The sequence below is a fragment of the Prochlorococcus sp. MIT2308 genome (assembly GCF_059772345.1).
In genome coordinates this window covers 1,484,185-1,500,265 of sequence record NZ_CM186283.1, presented here as the reverse complement: position 1 = coordinate 1,500,265, position 16,081 = coordinate 1,484,185, and the positions used below count along the sequence as shown (strand labels likewise).

At 35.3% G+C, this 16,081-nt stretch carries 17 protein-coding genes; 6 read left to right on the top strand and 11 right to left on the bottom strand.

Annotated features, from left to right (window positions below):
- Positions 1 to 24 precede the first annotated feature (24 nt).
- On the bottom strand, positions 25 to 300 hold the full coding sequence (locus AC6EIW_RS08585; protein ID WP_498461983.1) for a DUF2973 domain-containing protein: 276 nt from the start codon (positions 298 to 300) through the stop codon (positions 25 to 27).
- A 229-nt stretch (positions 301 to 529) separates the two neighbouring features.
- Here AC6EIW_RS08585 and AC6EIW_RS08580 point away from each other — a divergent pair, with 229 nt between their 5' ends.
- Complete coding sequence (locus tag AC6EIW_RS08580; protein WP_498520245.1) at positions 530 to 1,708, top strand: trypsin-like peptidase domain-containing protein; 1,179 nt, start codon at positions 530 to 532, stop codon at positions 1,706 to 1,708.
- Between the two features lie 21 nt (positions 1,709 to 1,729).
- On the opposite strand, the gene abc-f is transcribed toward AC6EIW_RS08580, so the two are convergent.
- Positions 1,730 to 3,448: a ribosomal protection-like ABC-F family protein gene (abc-f, locus tag AC6EIW_RS08575; protein ID WP_498520244.1), complete on the bottom strand. Its 1,719-nt coding sequence runs from the start codon at positions 3,446 to 3,448 to the stop codon at positions 1,730 to 1,732.
- 85 nt (positions 3,449 to 3,533) lie between these two features.
- Between abc-f and AC6EIW_RS08570 the strand changes: the two genes are divergently transcribed.
- Positions 3,534 to 3,698, top strand: coding sequence for a hypothetical protein (locus tag AC6EIW_RS08570; protein ID WP_498520243.1), 165 nt, complete (start codon positions 3,534 to 3,536; stop codon positions 3,696 to 3,698).
- Here the strand turns inward: AC6EIW_RS08570 and AC6EIW_RS08565 are convergent, their stop codons facing one another.
- Together AC6EIW_RS08565 and AC6EIW_RS08560 are read right to left on the bottom strand one after the other, a co-directional pair.
- On the bottom strand, positions 3,699 to 3,929 hold the full coding sequence (locus tag AC6EIW_RS08565) for a DUF8665 family protein (protein ID WP_498520242.1): 231 nt from the start codon (positions 3,927 to 3,929) through the stop codon (positions 3,699 to 3,701).
- 33 nt (positions 3,930 to 3,962) lie between these two features.
- Entirely contained in the window at positions 3,963 to 4,319 is a 357-nt protein-coding gene (locus AC6EIW_RS08560; RefSeq protein ID WP_498520241.1) for a DUF8682 family protein, read from the bottom strand.
- Positions 4,320 to 4,458: 139 nt separating this feature from the next.
- Between AC6EIW_RS08560 and AC6EIW_RS08555 the strand changes: the two genes are divergently transcribed.
- Positions 4,459 to 4,761, top strand: coding sequence for a ribbon-helix-helix domain-containing protein (locus AC6EIW_RS08555; protein ID WP_498520240.1), 303 nt, complete (start codon positions 4,459 to 4,461; stop codon positions 4,759 to 4,761).
- A gap of 18 nt (positions 4,762 to 4,779) precedes the next feature.
- On the opposite strand, the gene AC6EIW_RS08550 is transcribed toward AC6EIW_RS08555, so the two are convergent.
- The 5 genes from AC6EIW_RS08550 to AC6EIW_RS08530 all read right to left on the bottom strand — a co-directional run bounded on the left by AC6EIW_RS08550 (position 4,780) and on the right by AC6EIW_RS08530 (position 11,217).
- Positions 4,780 to 5,916 carry an anhydro-N-acetylmuramic acid kinase gene (locus AC6EIW_RS08550; protein ID WP_498520239.1) on the bottom strand — a complete coding sequence of 379 codons (1,137 nt, stop codon included), beginning with the start codon at positions 5,914 to 5,916 and terminating at the stop codon, positions 4,780 to 4,782.
- A 3-nt stretch (positions 5,917 to 5,919) separates the two neighbouring features.
- A complete protein-coding gene (locus AC6EIW_RS08545) occupies positions 5,920 to 6,624 on the bottom strand; it encodes a potassium channel family protein (RefSeq protein ID WP_498521634.1) in 705 nt (234 codons plus the stop codon).
- Between the two features lie 14 nt (positions 6,625 to 6,638).
- Positions 6,639 to 8,024 (bottom strand): TrkH family potassium uptake protein, encoded by a 1,386-nt coding sequence (locus tag AC6EIW_RS08540; RefSeq protein ID WP_498520238.1) that lies wholly within the window; start codon positions 8,022 to 8,024, stop codon positions 6,639 to 6,641.
- Between the two features lie 103 nt (positions 8,025 to 8,127).
- Positions 8,128 to 9,945 (bottom strand): SLC13 family permease, encoded by a 1,818-nt coding sequence (locus AC6EIW_RS08535; RefSeq protein WP_498520237.1) that lies wholly within the window; start codon positions 9,943 to 9,945, stop codon positions 8,128 to 8,130.
- A gap of 99 nt (positions 9,946 to 10,044) precedes the next feature.
- Positions 10,045 to 11,217: an NAD(P)/FAD-dependent oxidoreductase gene (locus tag AC6EIW_RS08530; RefSeq protein WP_498520236.1), complete on the bottom strand. Its 1,173-nt coding sequence runs from the start codon at positions 11,215 to 11,217 to the stop codon at positions 10,045 to 10,047.
- A gap of 71 nt (positions 11,218 to 11,288) precedes the next feature.
- Here AC6EIW_RS08530 and AC6EIW_RS08525 point away from each other — a divergent pair, with 71 nt between their 5' ends.
- Positions 11,289 to 12,059, top strand: coding sequence for a phosphoadenylyl-sulfate reductase (locus AC6EIW_RS08525; protein ID WP_498520235.1), 771 nt, complete (start codon positions 11,289 to 11,291; stop codon positions 12,057 to 12,059).
- A 14-nt stretch (positions 12,060 to 12,073) separates the two neighbouring features.
- Entirely contained in the window at positions 12,074 to 12,790 is a 717-nt protein-coding gene (locus tag AC6EIW_RS08520; RefSeq protein WP_498520234.1) for a type III pantothenate kinase, read from the top strand.
- Here AC6EIW_RS08520 and bcp read toward each other — a convergent pair.
- On the bottom strand, positions 12,760 to 13,227 hold the full coding sequence (gene bcp, locus AC6EIW_RS08515) for a thioredoxin-dependent thiol peroxidase (protein WP_498520233.1): 468 nt from the start codon (positions 13,225 to 13,227) through the stop codon (positions 12,760 to 12,762). The two genes, AC6EIW_RS08520 and bcp, sit on opposite strands and share 31 nt — an antisense overlap.
- On the opposite strand from bcp, the gene AC6EIW_RS08510 reads away from it, so the two are divergent.
- Complete coding sequence (locus AC6EIW_RS08510) at positions 13,226 to 13,882, top strand: 4'-phosphopantetheinyl transferase family protein (RefSeq protein WP_498520232.1); 657 nt, start codon at positions 13,226 to 13,228, stop codon at positions 13,880 to 13,882. The two genes, bcp and AC6EIW_RS08510, sit on opposite strands and share 2 nt — an antisense overlap.
- Here AC6EIW_RS08510 and AC6EIW_RS08505 read toward each other — a convergent pair whose 3' ends face one another.
- Entirely contained in the window at positions 13,883 to 16,081 is a 2,199-nt protein-coding gene (locus AC6EIW_RS08505; RefSeq protein WP_498520231.1) for an AAA family ATPase, read from the bottom strand. It abuts the gene before it with no gap.

The window sequence follows — 16,081 nt, the reverse complement described above, 5'->3', positions numbered from 1 at the left end:
TCAAACCAAAAAATCTAATGAAAATTATTCAGAAGGCTTTTCAGATGATTGTGGATGATCAGTGTCCTTTGAAAAACGAACTGTGAGCAAATCTTCATCAGTGATGCAGCCATCTTCGTTTAACAGCTCTGGGTGCACAGTAACCAAACCAGTTCTATCGTCACGTCTTTTTTGTGAAAATGAATTTTGAGTATTTAATGATTGACCTGAGAAAAACCCGTTCAGCATTATTCTTGCCGCTACTATCAACAAAATAAAAACTGAAAGGCCATAAAGAAAAGGTAAGAAATTGCTCAACATTTGCAAAATGAGAAATCAAAAAACTGAATAAATCATTAAAACCAAGTCTTGAACTCAATTTAGTTTCATAGACTTTTACACAATAAAGCAGATTAATATTCTAAAGGAAATAAAGTTTGAATAGCAGTTCTTTAGTAAAAATCTACGGTAATCAAATTAGTGGGACTTTGAACTTCTAAATTGGCTATCATAAGTCTTCAAGTTAAAAACTAATCCCTTTCCGAAGATCATGCATGGATTAGATGCAACGAAACTTGTAATAGGATACCTGAAATTAGAAAAACAAAAATATTTCAAAATTCTTGTTCTATTTGTACTTATTGTTTGTAATTTACGATTTAATACTCCGGTCTATTCTCGTGAAACTTTACAAGTAACCCCACAAAATCTAAACAAACAATCTTTCGTCTCAAAAGCATTACACCTCATTGGAAATGCAGTCGTCACTATAGAAACAGAGCGCAAAGTGTTGTCTTCTAATGAAATGTTTTTACCACAAGGAATTTTAAATGATCAATATTTTGAACGTTTCTTTGGTCTAAGAGGACTTCAAGTTCCTCGATCTCGAATTGAAAGAGGTCAAGGTAGTGGAGTAATTTTTTCTGAAGAAGGTCTTGTCTTGACCAATGCACACGTAATAGAAAAAACTGACCAACTGATAGTTGGTTTATCAGATGGACGACGAGTGATTGGTAAAGTCGTCGGGGAAGATTCTTTAACGGATCTTGCAGTTATTAAACTTGAGGCAAAAGGTCCATGGCCGACTGCTCAATTGGGTAATTCTGATAATCTAAAAGTTGGTGATTGGGCAATTGCAGTTGGGAATCCTTTTGGACTTGAGAATACGGTAACCCTTGGAATAATTAGTAATCTAAATAGAGATGTTGCACAGCTTGGGATATCAGATAAAAGAATAGATCTAATACAAACTGATGCAGCCATTAATCCCGGTAATTCTGGAGGTCCATTATTGAATTCTTTGGGAGAAGTAATTGGCATAAATACTCTCGTTCGCTCAGGACCAGGAGCAGGGTTAGGTTTTGCAATCCCAATAAATAGAGCTAGAAAAATCGCGCAAGACTTAATCACTGGTGGAAGAGCAGAACATCCAATTATCGGAGTATCACTTTCAAGCAATATCAGGCAAAAAAGTAATTTTCTTTCCCAAAGAGAAAGTGGAGCAGTTATTAAATATTTGATGCCAAATGGTCCTGCTGAAAAAGGTGGATTAAAAGTTAATGATCTAATAATCTCGATTAATAATGAAGAAATTTCAACTCCAGCAGATGTCGTAAAAAAAATCAATCAGAGTAATTTAAAGTCAACTTTAGAAATTAAAATACTTAGAAAAAATAGGGAGTCCATAAAATATATCAGACCAATTGATATTTTTGATCTGAAAACATAAAAAAAGTATTTTTAAGAATAATTATTTCTTTTTAATCTGTTTTTTCTTTCTCTGTTTTTCTCGATTAGCCAATCTTTTTCTCTCACGTTCTGCAAGTTTTAATTCTTTTTCTTTTTGCTTTTTTTCCTCAATTTTTTTCTCTTTAAAATATTGATAATCCCCTTCATATTTAATTAATTGACCATCTCTTATTTCAACAATTTTATTTGCAACTTTGGAAATAAAATATCGATCATGAGAAACTATTAATGCACTACCATTATAGTTAGATAATGCTTGCTCCAGCATTTGCTTTGAAGGTATATCTAAATGGTTTGTAGGTTCGTCAAGAATAAGTAAATTTGATGGCTTTATAATCATTAATGCCAAAGCCAACCTTGCTTTCTCACCTCCACTTATTTGGCTTACCTCCTTGAAAACTGAATCATTAATTAAGCCAAAGCTACCTAATAATGATCTAACCTCTGTTTGAGTCCAGTTCGGTACTGATTGTGAAATTGTATCAATTACCGTCATTTCTAGTTCAAGAGCTTCAGCCTGGTTCTGTTCAAAATAACTGGGAATAATGTTATATTTACCTATTGAAATAGATCCTTCTTCAGGTTCCTCCAAACCCATAATTAGTCGTAGCAAAGTAGATTTTCCAGAACCATTTGGTCCTATAAATGCTATTCTTTCACCTGGCTTTACCTCCAAAAAAGCTCCCAAAAATAAAATATGTTCGTCATAACTATGCGTTAAATCTTTAATACTTAATATATCCTTACCCGACCTTGGCGCGTCCATAAATTTAAAATTAGGTCCTTTCAATCTCTTCTCAGGAGCTTCTATCTTTTCAACTTTATCTAATAACTTTTCTCTACTTTTAGCCTGTGTACTTCTAGTAGCACTTGCTCGAAATCTTTCAATATATTCCTTTTGAATTTGCATATCCTTCTGCTGTTTCTCATATGCAACTTTTGTTGATTCCAATTCAAAATTTCTTTGTTGCAGATATGATGAATAGTTTCCAAGATAACTTTTAGATCGACCTCGCTCTGTATTCACAATTCTTGTACAAACTTTATCTAAAAAAGATCTATCATGGCTAACAATTACCATGGCAACTTTCTGATTAAGTAAATATGTTTCTAACCATTCAATAGTTTCTAGATCTAGGTGATTAGTTGGTTCATCCAATAACAATAAATCAGGACTTTGCAAGAGAATCTTTCCTAAAGCTATTCTCATCTGCCAGCCACCAGAAAAATCTCCTACTAATCTGTCTCCATCGTTTTGGTTGAAACCAATAGTTGGTAATAGTTTTTCAACTTTCGATTCTAAATCGTACCCATTTATTGATTCAAATTTGCTTTGAATAAAGCTTAATTCTTTAATTAATGAATCCAGATACTCTGAATCTTTAGCGGCTAATTCAGATTCCATATTATTTTGAATTAGTTTTTGACCATGAAGTAAAGCAGATGCTTCTTTAAAAGCCTCGAATAACTCTTCTCTAACAGTTCTTGCAAAATCAACATCAAATTCCTGTTTTAAATATGCAATCGACGGATCCCCTTCAGTAATCAACGATCCATCTGATGCCTCTTCTAAGCCAGCAATAATTTTTAATTGCGTAGATTTACCTGCTCCGTTGACTCCAACTAAACCGATTCTTTCTCCATTTCTAATTTCCCAACTGACATCTTTCAAGACTTGTCCAGTTGGATATATCTTACTAATCTTTTCAAGTCGCAACACTACAACAAAACCTCAAGTGAATTACCTTTAATCATTTAGCTTTAAAAGATTCCAACTGATTTAAATTACATTACATAAGTAGGCCATGTTAAGACTCGAACAAATTACTGCTTTAGTACTTGCCGCTGCTCTTGCAATTCCTAGTTATTGGTTTTTTTGGACGATGGCAGGAGGAGGTGGCTATGAACGTAGAGAAATTAATGAAAATGGTAAAAATTCATTCATAACCCCTACTTCTTCCAAAAATTAATTACATTCCTCCCCTAGCCTTTATCAGCCATTGTTTAGTCTCTAAATCATCAATGGTAATCAAATATTCTTTTACCTCTTCAGAAGTAACTGGCAAATTCATTTCAATCCCAAAAGCACATATAGATTGCATAGCACCCTTAGGGTTTTGAAGGGCTTGACGAAAAAGTTCTTGTTTTTTCTTTGGATCAGCATTTATAAGCTTATAAAGCTCCGAAGCATTGCCACTCATAAAAAAACATTCACTAATTAAAAGAATATTCAATTATGCAGCTTTTGTCTCGCAATCATGAGATTCATTGCACATATCCAAATCACTTTCCTTTAGACCTAGTGCAGACGCGTCTTTCATGCTTCTAGCATCCATACAAAGGACTTTACGAAGTTGAGCAAAGTTCGCAGCGTGAGATGACCTTCCTTCTTTGCTAGCTCCATATTCCGCTCTTTGCAAAACATGGTGTAAATGTGTCAATAAGTAAGAGCTGACAACAGCAGAAATTAGAACATCTCCATTCTTACCGTTACTACGACTCTTCCTTCTTTGTCTTTTTACAACCCTTTTTTCAGCAACAACACTTGAAGAAAGAGGTTTAGATGTTTGTGGAAGAGATGGCTGAGACATGAAATACTCCTTTTAAATCGAAAAATTTAAGCAAAAGGTTGACAAGACAAAGCTGTCCAGATTGGCAAGTATCATACACAAGGATACTACCCTTACGTATAAGTGTACACTATTTACTACTTGGTAGTTCTTTGTACGCATGGCTACTCGTCAAAACTCATCTAACGGGAAGCAAAAATCGCCTCGCATACAAGTTGTCCTACCAGAAGATTTATGTGAAAGATTGTCAGAATTAGCCGTAAAAGAATCTAGAACTGTCAGCAATATGGCCAAAGTTTTAATTCAGGAAGGGGTCAAGCATCACGAGTTGAAAGAAAGTTCAGTACCAAAAGAATTAGAAACTAAGAAAAATAAAACACAAAATTTTATCAATGCATTAGAAAAACAAAAAACACAAAGACTTAAAGGGATTCCAAAAAGATTAAGATTTAAAAGAAATTAGCTATTGAATTAATTAACATCAAGGATCAACTCTCAATCCATATAAAATAGATTTATTTGCTCCGGTTATAAACTTCGAATTAACTTTTTTACCTAAGATATTCCACCAAGTTAAAGTTGCAAAAGCTAGTGCTTCTCGATGTTGAGACGGAATACCAATTTCATTTATTGGACGAACACAAACCCCGCAGCATTGTTTCTGAAGTTGTTTCATTAAAAATAAATTTTTGGTTCCACCACCAGCAACCAAAAGTTCGATTAAACGTATCTTTCTAGACCTAAAAAGATTCTCTAAGTCTTGAGAAATTATTGATACTGTAAATGTAGTTAGTGTTGATATTAAATCTTCTGTTGATAAATCACCCAATTGCTTTTTCCTTTTTTGTAAATCTTGACTACCAAATTGCTCTCTACCTGTGGATCGTGGAGGTTCGAGATGAAAGAAAGGTTCCCTCAACCACTTTTCGATAATATTTAATTTAGGTATACCAAGAGATGCTAAAGATCCATTCTTATCAAACTCTAAAGATGAATTAGTACTTTCTTTTATAGCTAAATCAATTAAGGAGTTGGCCGGTCCGCAATCCCAGCCCAAACACTCAGAAGTTTTATCAATTCCACTCTTGGGAGGAACAATAGTAAGATTAGCTATTCCTCCAAGGTTGAGCACTCCTCGCCATCCATGCACCCTTCCAAATAACGCTTCATCCACTAACGCCACCAATGGGGCACCATGCCCCCCCGAAGCGATATCCTTGGACCTAAAATCAAAAATAACAACTTGATCTAAAATCTTTGCAAGTAATGGTCCTAAAAGAATTTGAAGACTTCCTCCTCTTTTAGATTTCTTTACGCTTCTATGAAATAAAGTTTGCCCGTGACATCCAATAACCTCAGCAGTTGAATCAGGATCACAAGTCCTTGCAGCAAAAGCATTTAGTTCAGTAATTTCTTCAGCCAGTTCAAACCAATCCTTACTATTCATTTTCAACCCTTGACCAACTTGTATTATTTTTTCTTTAGTCGAGGATGGATATTGATAAGAGCTGGTATTCAAAATTTCCCATTTCGGCTTTGACGGATCACCTGTAAATTCAACTAAAACTGCATCTATACCATCAGCACTCGTACCGCTCATTAAACCCAATACACGCATAAATTAAGTTTGAGGGAGCTTTTGAAGATCTTCCATTGAACCCATAACGACAAGCACATGATCTTTTTCCAAAATATATTTCGCTGGAGGATTAACCGTTAGTAGTTGTGCAGGACCAGCAGCTAAAACGTTTACAAAATAATTTTTTCTAAGATTCAAATCTCGTAACGAACGGCCTATAAATACCTCAGGCACTTTAATCTCATCAATCCCGGTTTTATCATCTAATTCTAATCTTTCAATCAAATTAGGTCTGACCAATTCCAAACCCAATCTTTCACCTTGCATTCTTGAAGGAAATACAACCCGATCCGCACCAACCCTTTTCAACATTTTTTCATGAAGATCACTTGTTGCTCGAGCAATAACCTGCTTAACCAAACTTCCCTCTGTGTCTTTTGCAATAAGAGTTGTTGTAATACTTGCCTCAATTGGCTCACTAATACCTACAACTACTGTCCCCATTTCAAGAACACCTGCCTCTTTCATAGACTCTTCATCAGTTGAGTCAACAACCCTTGCTTCAATTGTTGGCTCTAGTTGACGTAATTCCTCTATTGCCTTCTCTGATGAATCAACAGCTAAAACTTCAGCACCATTTCTTAATAGTTCTCTACATACAGCGCTTCCAAAACGACCAATTCCAACTACAGCAAAACCAAGTTTCTGATTTGCTTTTATGGGAGACCATTGCCACCAATCACTCATGATTTTTGTCCTCATTAAACATAGAGATCCTCCCTGGGGTAGCCAATTCGATTGCGATGTTGAAGCTTGGTTTTATAGAGAGCTTGCCACATAGCGCTTAAAAACAAAAGAATACCTAGTCTGCCAACAAACATCCCAATAACAAGTATTAATTGACCTAGGTGTCCTAGCTCTGAGGTAACACCTAGATCGAAACCTACAGTTGCAAAAGCAGAAATACACGTAAAAAGCATTTCTAAAAATGAAAAATTTTCTCCACTACTGAATCCATTACTTAAGCTTAATAATAAAGCCATAATCAATACAAATAAAAATGAACCAACTGTTATGCCAACAGCTTTAAGAACGACTTTGTCAGATATTTGACGATTACGAATAATAATTTCATTTTGACCACGCAAGGTTGCTCTTGTTGCTGCCATTAATGCGGCAATAGTTGTGGTCTTAATTCCTCCTCCAGTACCACCTGGGCTTGCTCCAATAAACATCAGAAACATTATTAATAGAAGGCCTGAATCAGAAACGCTATCAATTGAAATCGGCAAATTCGTAAAGCCTGCCGTTCGAGCACTAACAGAGGTAAATAAAGCAGTTAATATACGATCATCAAAATTAATCAATGAAAAGAAACTCCCCCTAGCCAAAGATTCCGTAAAAATCAAACCCAAAAAGCCCAGAGAAATTAATATGAAAGAGGATCTAATTACTAAGCGTGTATGAAGGGTTAGATTTCTTAATTTTAAAGATCTACGATTTATCCAAATATCATTTGTCACTCTCCAACCAAAACCACCTAAAACAATCAAAATAATTAAAACAAAGTTCACTACCCAGTTGCTTCTGTAAGCTTCTAGACTTGTAGACCATAAGCTAAATCCAGCATTGTTATAAGCAGAAATGCTATGGAACACTGATGCCCATATCCTCTCGCTTGAGTTAGCAATATTATTAAAACCAAAAAAGTATAAAATGGAAGCACCAAAGCTAATAAGAATAGTAGCTGTAATCGCTATTCCTTTAAAGGTTTTACCAACACCGCCAACCCCAAATTCATCTAAAGTTTTCCCTCTATCAAGACGTGTTTTCAATTCTGTTCCGCTAACAATAAAGCCCTGCAAAAATGTAGTAATTGCCATTAAGCCTAGGCCACCAATTAATAACATAATTGCCAAAATCAGTTGTCCAAAAAAAGTCAAATCTATTCCTACATCAATAATTGATAATCCTGTAACGGTGACAGCAGAAGTTGCAGTAAATAAGGCTTCCCACAGACCTACATTTTCATTAGAACAAAAAGGTGTCGACAACAACAATGTTCCACAAGTAATAACAAGCAAACCAGTTACCACAGTGAATTGTGGAACCGTCAGCCTTCTGTAAGTTTCTTGTCTGATACTCACTTCCTCTGATAATAGATAGATACTAATTTTGAAAAGATTAAACAATCAAAATCAGAAGAAAGATCTAAAATCTCACCTAAGCTAATAATCATATTCCTCATATTTAAGAAACACTATACTTTAATAAAATCAACCAAGGAACAAGAAACGTCATCAAGATTGTCAATCCCGCTCCGTATCTGGTGACATCTAAAAATTGATAACGCCCAGGACCAAATACCATCAGATTTGTCTGGTACCCCATAGGAGTAAGAAAAGATTGACTAGCGCCAAAAAGAACTGTTATTAATAAAGCCAAAGGAGGCAGGTTCAAACTTGGGGCCAATTGAACAGCTATTGGCGCCAAAAGAGCCACAGACGCAGCGTTACTAACAAATTGAGTAAATATGGTAGTTGAAAGAAAAATAACTAATAAAGAAGTGTAAGTAGGTAAATCTTGCAATATGAAAATCAAAATATTGGCAAAAGCATCCGCAAGACCGGTCGTCTGCATTGCAACACTAAAACTAGAAAGAGATCCAAGCAAAAGGATGACATCAAGTCGAATTGATCTTTGAACCTCTGCTGGCCTTAAACATCCACCCCAGACCATTGCAATTACTGCCATTAAGACAGAAGCTACTAGAGGCAAATCAGTGATTGAAGGAATTATCAACATTGCGATGGCAATACCAATTGCTATTGGTTTTCTTGTGACAGTGGGTAGATCATTCTCAAATTGATCTAAAACTAAAAGATCATTACTATCTTGTAATCCCCGAATTGAATCTCTCGGAGCTTGTAGAAGTAATACGTCTCCTTCTCTCAAAATTGCTTGACCTAAGCGTTCTTGAACAGTTTGCTGACCTCGTCTTAAGGCCAAAACAGTAGCATTGTGTCTTTGCCTAAATCGCAATTCACGCAAACTCGCACCGGCTAAAGTTGACCCTGCTGGCAAAAGAACTTCTACAGTTTGTTGGTTTTCATCGATATTGGATAGAAAAAAATTTTTTTCAATATTTAAGTTTTTATTTAACTGAACAGTATGTTCTTGTTTTAATCGCAAGAGATCTGACCGAGTAATTCTTATCAACAAACGATCGCCAGATTGAATAATTCGATCAGCTAGGGGTGGTAAAAGTATTTCATTCTCACGCTGTATTTCTAAAACATCCACATCAAATCTTCTTTGTAAGCGGCTATTTCTCAATGAATGTCCAACAAGTTCAGAATCAGACGGAATAGTGACTTCAGTAAAATAACTCGTTTGATCCGAACTCCCTCCATATTCAGAACTAATGCGCCCTCTGTCAGGTAATAGAGATTGTGGGGCTAACAACATATATGCCGTCCCAAAAAGCCATATAGGTACCCCTATTGCCGTAAATGTAAATAGATCAAAAGCACCGTAGCCAAGTTGATCACTGATATCACTGACTAACAAATTTACTGAACTACCTAAAAGAGTTAAAGTTCCACCCAGAACCGTAGCAAAAGATAAGGGTAGCAATACGCGCGAGGGAGATAGTTTTCGTTTAATGCACCACGCTTCAATTACTGGCAAAAGTGAAGCTACTACAGGAGTATTTGGAACAACACCTGAAACAGGAGCTACAACTAATCCAAGCAAAGCTATCAATCTGCGTGGAGTACGAATACTTTCCGAGGCAATTAACTCTCTTAAACGATCAAGGGCGCCACTTTTAAAAAGTGCAGCAGAAACCGCAAATAAACCCATCAAAGTAATCAAAGCAGGGCTTCCAAAACCAGCCAATGCTTTTTGAGGGGAAAGAACTCCCGTAGCCATTAATAATGCAACGCTCAAAAGCCCCGTCAGTTCTGGAGCCAAAGCACTGCTCACGAACAAAAAAACTGCAATAATCAATACTGCCAAAGTTATGACAGCTTTGGAATTTTCTAAAACAGTTAATATCTCATTCATATTCTTTAATTAATAACCTGTTCACCTGACGCTGTCCAAATATTGATTTTAAGAATACTGTGAAAAGGAACTAAGGATATTGAAAAAATAAACGATTAGTTATTTTTTACTTAATAGCCTGGATCCTGCGGATTTTAAAGAAACAGAGAAACCTGGCATTCTCATCAAATATGCATAATGCCTTACTTTAAAAGCAATCGGTCCTGCCAAAGTGATTCCATATCCAGTAATTGATGCATTACCAATACCTAGACTCAACATTTCTCCAAGATCTTCAAATTGAAATGATTTAAGTTGATTTCCCATTCTAAGGGAAAAAATATTCTGAGCTGTTAGATAACCTTGCTGCATAGCTACTTGAGCTGATGAAGGAAAAGAATACTTCTCACTAAATACGATATCTCCTAAGAAAAAAATATTCTGATATTCGTTTATTTGTAGAAATTGATTTACTTTAATCTTCTTATTTTCTTCTAAAAGCTGATCCACTATTGGTAAGCTAAAAGGTCTTAATCCAGCAGTCCATACGAAGGCAGAATAATTAATTTCAAGGGAATTCTTTTTTTCGTTCTCAAGAGTTGATATTTTTATAATCCTTTCATTTATAGATTCAATATTATGTTCTAAGTATACCTTAATATTTCTCTCAGAAATTGCCTCTATTGCTTTTGCTCTATTAAAAGATTTGGATTTAGATAAGATTTTATTCCCTTTATCAATTAAACATATTTCCACTCTATTATTAACTAAATCAGATAATTTACAGGCAAGTTCAACACCAGTTGGTCCTGCCCCAGCGATCACTAAAGGCTTTGTGAAGTTAGGAGAATGATTGATAGAAGTTATTAACTCTTTAATTTTCAGGAGATCATTTAAATTAGAAAAACCATAAGCATATTCTTTTAAACCTTCAAGAAGAGAATAATCCGCTGTTACTCCTGTACTTATAACAAGTTGAGAGTATTTAACTTCCCTCTTTGATGAAGTAATTAACTTTCTTTCAAGTTCATTAACTTTGACTACATGCTCTTGTAAAAAAATAAATCCTAATTCTGCGGCTAAGGCAGAAAATTGCGGTGCGACCTCCCATAATTCAAGCTCACCGCTTAATAATTCATAAAGCAATGGCTTAAAAAGAAATCTTGGGCTTTGATCAATCAAAATGATTGGTGTTCCATCCGAGCGAGCTAATAATGCTTGGACAGTAGAGAGTCCTCCGAAGCCGCCACCAACAACAACAATTGGATCTGATTTCAAATTGTTCAAGTCCATAGGGACTAGATCTAAGATGATTTCATAGACCCTAAACAAACTTTTACTAATTCGGCATACAAAACTCAAACATGAAGAAAGAATCTAAAGACAATTACACCAATGATTTGAGAAAAGCCGCTCAATTGCCTCAACCTTCCCTGATGAAATCAATTCATGAGACGAGCAAAGACCTAGCGCAACTGTCCGCTCAAGCTCAACTTGAATGGGGCTTTGAACAATTTGATGAGAGATTTGTTCTAACAACCAGTTTTGGGATCCAATCTGCTGTCTTACTTCATATGACAGTGGCATTAAAATCTAATCAAAAGCCAAAGGTTATTTGGATTGACACAGGCTATCTTCCAAAAGAAACTTATAGCTACGCAGAAGAATTAACAAAACTATTCGAATTAAATTTAGTAGTTGCTCAAAGTCCCATATCCCCAGCAAGAATGGAGGCTTTATATGGTCGTCTTTGGGAAACAGGATTACAAAAAGATCTTGAAAAATATCATCAAATTCGGAAAGTTGATCCTCTTGAAAAGACTTTCTCAAACCTAAATGTTCATTGCTGGGCAAGCGGAGTAAGAAAAGGCCAAACCAAGAACAGACAATCAATGTCTAATATTGATTTTATTCGAGAACGATTAACTCTCCGACCACTTCTTAACTGGACTAAAAAAGATATTTTCTATTACATGGAGAAAAACAAATTACCTCAACATCCATTATTTGAAAAAGGCTATTCAACTGTAGGAGATTGGCATTCTAGTGAAGCAGAAAATAGTAATGTCAAAGGAAGGTCAACAAGATTTGGGGGCCTCAGTGAAGAGTGCGGGATCCATTTAAATACTCAATAACAAAGAATAAACTCATGTACGCAGATGAAAATTATTTAATGATTGGTAATACGAGATGGCATTGGGCAAGCAAGGTAAACAAAACTTGGGAATATTTTCATACCCCACCAAATCCAATAGAATTTGCAAATAAAGATTACTCTCAATTAACTTGGGCCTCAGTAGGTACAATCCCTGAGAATATTAAATTAACTCCTTCAAAAAAAATAATTTTAGATAAAGTACCACTAAGTAATCTTCCATCTAATTTAGGAATTGATAGAGCTCTTGCTTCATGGAGTGCTTTCAAAAAGCACTTATCTTCAAAAAGCAAAGAAAAAGATTTAATTATTATAGATGCAGGTACAATCTTAAGCGTCACAAAAATAACAAATAAAGGAGAATTTGCAGGAGGTCAACTAATTCCTGGCTTCAGTCTTCAATTATCTTCGATGGCCACTGGAACATTAAATCTAGAAGCTCCTATTGTTAAAAAAATACCATCTGGAATATTTCAACATGAGACTGATAATGCAATGATAAAAGGTTCAATAAATTCATTAGTAGGGTTAATTATTAAAATTTTTGCAGATACAAAATTACCAATATGGATGTGCGGAGGTGATGCACCATTAATATTAAATGAACTTAAAAATACAAATATTAATATCAATCATTGCCCAAATCTAGTTCTAGAGGGAATGATTGATATATACCAGAATCAAATCAATTTGAGATCATTTAAAATTTGATTAGCCATATTTTCTGATTTTACTTTTAAGTATATTAATTCAATTTTTCCGTCTTTATCTATAACAAAAGTATGTCTCATCATTCCATAATACTCTCTACCCATAAATTTCTTCAAGCCATAACTTTCATATAAAGTTGCAACAGGGCAAGGGTCACTGTCAGTAAGAAGTGTAAAAGGTAATTTATGCTTATCAATGAATTTGATATGTGACTTTGAGGCATCCTTACTAATACCTAAAACGTGAATATTGTTTGATTTAAAAAGCTCCCAATTATCTCTAAAGCTGCAAGCTTCTTTAGTGCAGCCAGGGGTATTATCTTTTGGATAAAAATAAATTACTACTCTCGAACCTTTAAATGATGAGAGACTGATATCAAGACCATCTTGATTAAGGAGAGTAAAGTCTGGTGCAGAATCACCTATACAAAGAGTCATGAATACAACTCAAATAAACAATCAAAGCGTACTAGGTCTTTGGCTTTTTTTGATGTCATCAAAACTTTTACCAATAAGCAGCGAAGAAAAAAAATGGGTTCAAAAGTTAAAACCAAAAAGGGGGATGATTTACCACTTCTCGAGAGGCTGCATCAGAAATGTCATGTCCAACATGACAGGCTTAGACCCTCTCGATATACCTCTCAAAGCCGACCCTGGGAAACCGCCTTTATTAGCGGAAGGATGGGGTCATATCAGCATTAGTCACTGTTATGATGCTTTATTAATCGGATGGTCCTCAAAAAAAATTGGAGTAGATATAGAAAGAAAGGACAGACAATTTCAAGCTGAAAAATTGTCAAAACGTTTTTTCACTCAATATGAGAATTGCGAAATAGAACATTTAAACCCTTTCCAAGCTAGAGAACTAGTGCTTAAAAGATGGGTCGTCAAAGAAGCTGCAATCAAATGGCAGAGTGGAAAGATAGCGACAAATTTAAATCAATGGATTTGGAAAAATAAATCACAATTTGCCTACAATAAAAAATTTGGACATAAAGTAAAAGTTTACGGGCAAAGTCATGATCAATGGACCTTTGCAATTGCATTAGATGAAGATTTGATAAATAAAGAACCAATACTTTGCCTTAATTAATTACATTTTAGCAAGAAACTTAGTATGTATAAGTTTCTGTTTTATAGTCCGTCCATTCAATCTTTTAAATAATTCTTTCAATCGATTCAATTTTTTTCCCTCATAATCTTTTAGAATAATTTCACGATAATCACTGCCTTGAGTAAGCCACCTTTTTATTATAGAAGTATCAATTTGTTGATATACATACTCAGTCCACTCCTCTAAAAAAACATTCCAGCCTAATTTTTCCAATTGTGAAATAAAATTCTTTTTATTTTCTTGTTTCTTTAACCACTTCTCTTCTGTGGAAATTAAATTATTTAATAATAGAAAGTCAGAATTTTTATTATTGCTATAAACTTCTAATTTTTCCCGTAAAGCAAAAGCAGGGCCAGAACATGGATTGCTTATAATCAAACTTAATTCCGCGTTCGCTGTACATTTTTCAGCCAGAATAGGCCACAATTTAGAAAAATTTGTTTCAGAGAAATCTTTCCAAGGGATCCTTCCTCCTATTACCTCAAATTTAAGGTTATCTTCTAATTTTTTAATTGATTCAACTTTTGAATCAATTAAAACAGGCCGCTCCATTAGAGCCAAAATCTCTAATTCAGCTAATAACCTTGGATGCTTATCTTCTGATACAGCTAAGAAAACGCCACCTTCAGAAGTCTCTCTTAAAGGCTTTAACGACCAAAGCAAAGAACTAGGAGTTAAGACTAAAACTCTATGATTTTTTTTCCAGGCAACACCTGACCATAATTTAGTTGCCAAGTTACTCAATCGTTCCCCCTCTTGCGAAGATTGGCGAAATAACCATTTCTCCAAATCATTATCAACTTTTCCAGATGTAATAGTTAAAGGATTTTGGTGCTCAACTTCACCTAAAGAAGCTAACTGCTCAGATCTTCTCTCATTCAAAAGGGACCGTCTTTGCCCTTCCCATCCACATTCAGTTGGCTCCCAAAAAATCTCATTTACTAAGCTATCCGGCAAATATTGTTGAGGAACCCAATTTTTTGAAAAAGAATGGGGATATTTGTAGCCCATGCCATCTCCGAAAGCTTCTTTATCTCTATTTGCATCTTTAAGATGAGAAGGAATGTTTTGCTTATGGGAATCTTTCACTTTCTGAACTGCTTTAAAAATAGCCTTCACGCTATTGCTCTTCTCAGTTGAAGCCAAGTACAAAGTTGCTTGCGCCAGCGGGTAAATACCTTCTGGTAAACCTATTCGATCAAAAGCAGCGGCGCATGACTCAACAATGACAATTGCATTAGGGTCAGCAAGACCAATATCCTCTCCCGCAGCGATTAGCATACGTCTAAAAATAAATCGTGGATTTTCTCCTGCTTCCATCATTCGAGCAAGCCAAAATAATGCCGCATCAGGATCAGAACCCCGTAATGACTTAATAAAAGCGCTTATAGTATCGAAATGAGCATCACCTTTTTTGTCGTATAAAACCGCTCTTTCTTGAATTGAATCCTCAGCAATCTTTAGATCAATACTGATTGAACCATCTTGATTTGCAATGGTGCTCTCTACAGCAAGTTCAAGAGCATTAAGCAGAACGCGTGCATCGCCATTACACACATCAACTAAATGGTCCTTAGCAACACTGGCTATATTAATTAATTTCAACCCATAACCCCTTTCCTTATCGCTCAAAGCTCGTTGCAATAATTGATGTAGTGCTTTTACGTTAAGACTATTTAAACGAAATAATCTAGATCTGCTTACCAAAGCTTTATTTACTTCAAAATATGGATTCTCCGTAGTTGCACCAATTAGTGTCAAAGTTCCATTTTCAACCCAAGGTAATAACGCATCTTGTTGAGCAGTATTAAATCTATGAACCTCATCAATAAATAAAATCGTGCGTTTACCATATTTATTTAATCTATCTATTGCAGAGTCAATCTCAGACTTTAAATCCTTGATGCCAGCCAGGGCAGCATTTATGACACTGAAGTGAGATAGAGTGTTTGAAGCGATAATCCTAGCCAAAGTAGTCTTACCAACTCCCGGTGGTCCATAAAGCAACAAATTGCCTACTTTATCAGCAATAATTGAACGTCTCAACAAACGCCCTTGAGCAAGAATATGATCTTGACCAACAAATTCATCAAGTGTTTGAGGCCGCAAGCGATCAGCTAAAGGAGCATTATTCTGTATTAGCTGTTCACCATTAAAAGCAAACAGATCTTTGGCCAA

Coding starts and splice junctions, on each gene's coding strand:
- AC6EIW_RS08585 (WP_498461983.1), bottom strand. CDS start 300: ATGTTGAGCAATTTCTTACCTTTTCTTTATGGCCTTTCAGTTTTTATT.
- AC6EIW_RS08580 (WP_498520245.1), top strand. CDS start 530: ATGCATGGATTAGATGCAACGAAACTTGTAATAGGATACCTGAAATTA.
- AC6EIW_RS08570 (WP_498520243.1), top strand. CDS start 3,534: ATGTTAAGACTCGAACAAATTACTGCTTTAGTACTTGCCGCTGCTCTT.
- AC6EIW_RS08565 (WP_498520242.1), bottom strand. CDS start 3,929: ATGAGTGGCAATGCTTCGGAGCTTTATAAGCTTATAAATGCTGATCCA.
- AC6EIW_RS08560 (WP_498520241.1), bottom strand. CDS start 4,319: ATGTCTCAGCCATCTCTTCCACAAACATCTAAACCTCTTTCTTCAAGT.
- AC6EIW_RS08555 (WP_498520240.1), top strand. CDS start 4,459: ATGGCTACTCGTCAAAACTCATCTAACGGGAAGCAAAAATCGCCTCGC.
- AC6EIW_RS08550 (WP_498520239.1), bottom strand. CDS start 5,916: ATGCGTGTATTGGGTTTAATGAGCGGTACGAGTGCTGATGGTATAGAT.
- AC6EIW_RS08545 (WP_498521634.1), bottom strand. CDS start 6,624: ATGAGTGATTGGTGGCAATGGTCTCCCATAAAAGCAAATCAGAAACTT.
- AC6EIW_RS08535 (WP_498520237.1), bottom strand. CDS start 9,945: ATGAATGAGATATTAACTGTTTTAGAAAATTCCAAAGCTGTCATAACT.
- AC6EIW_RS08530 (WP_498520236.1), bottom strand. CDS start 11,217: ATGGACTTGAACAATTTGAAATCAGATCCAATTGTTGTTGTTGGTGGC.
- AC6EIW_RS08525 (WP_498520235.1), top strand. CDS start 11,289: ATGAAGAAAGAATCTAAAGACAATTACACCAATGATTTGAGAAAAGCC.
- AC6EIW_RS08520 (WP_498520234.1), top strand. CDS start 12,074: ATGTACGCAGATGAAAATTATTTAATGATTGGTAATACGAGATGGCAT.
- AC6EIW_RS08510 (WP_498520232.1), top strand. CDS start 13,226: ATGAATACAACTCAAATAAACAATCAAAGCGTACTAGGTCTTTGGCTT.
- bcp (WP_498520233.1), bottom strand. CDS start 13,227: ATGACTCTTTGTATAGGTGATTCTGCACCAGACTTTACTCTCCTTAAT.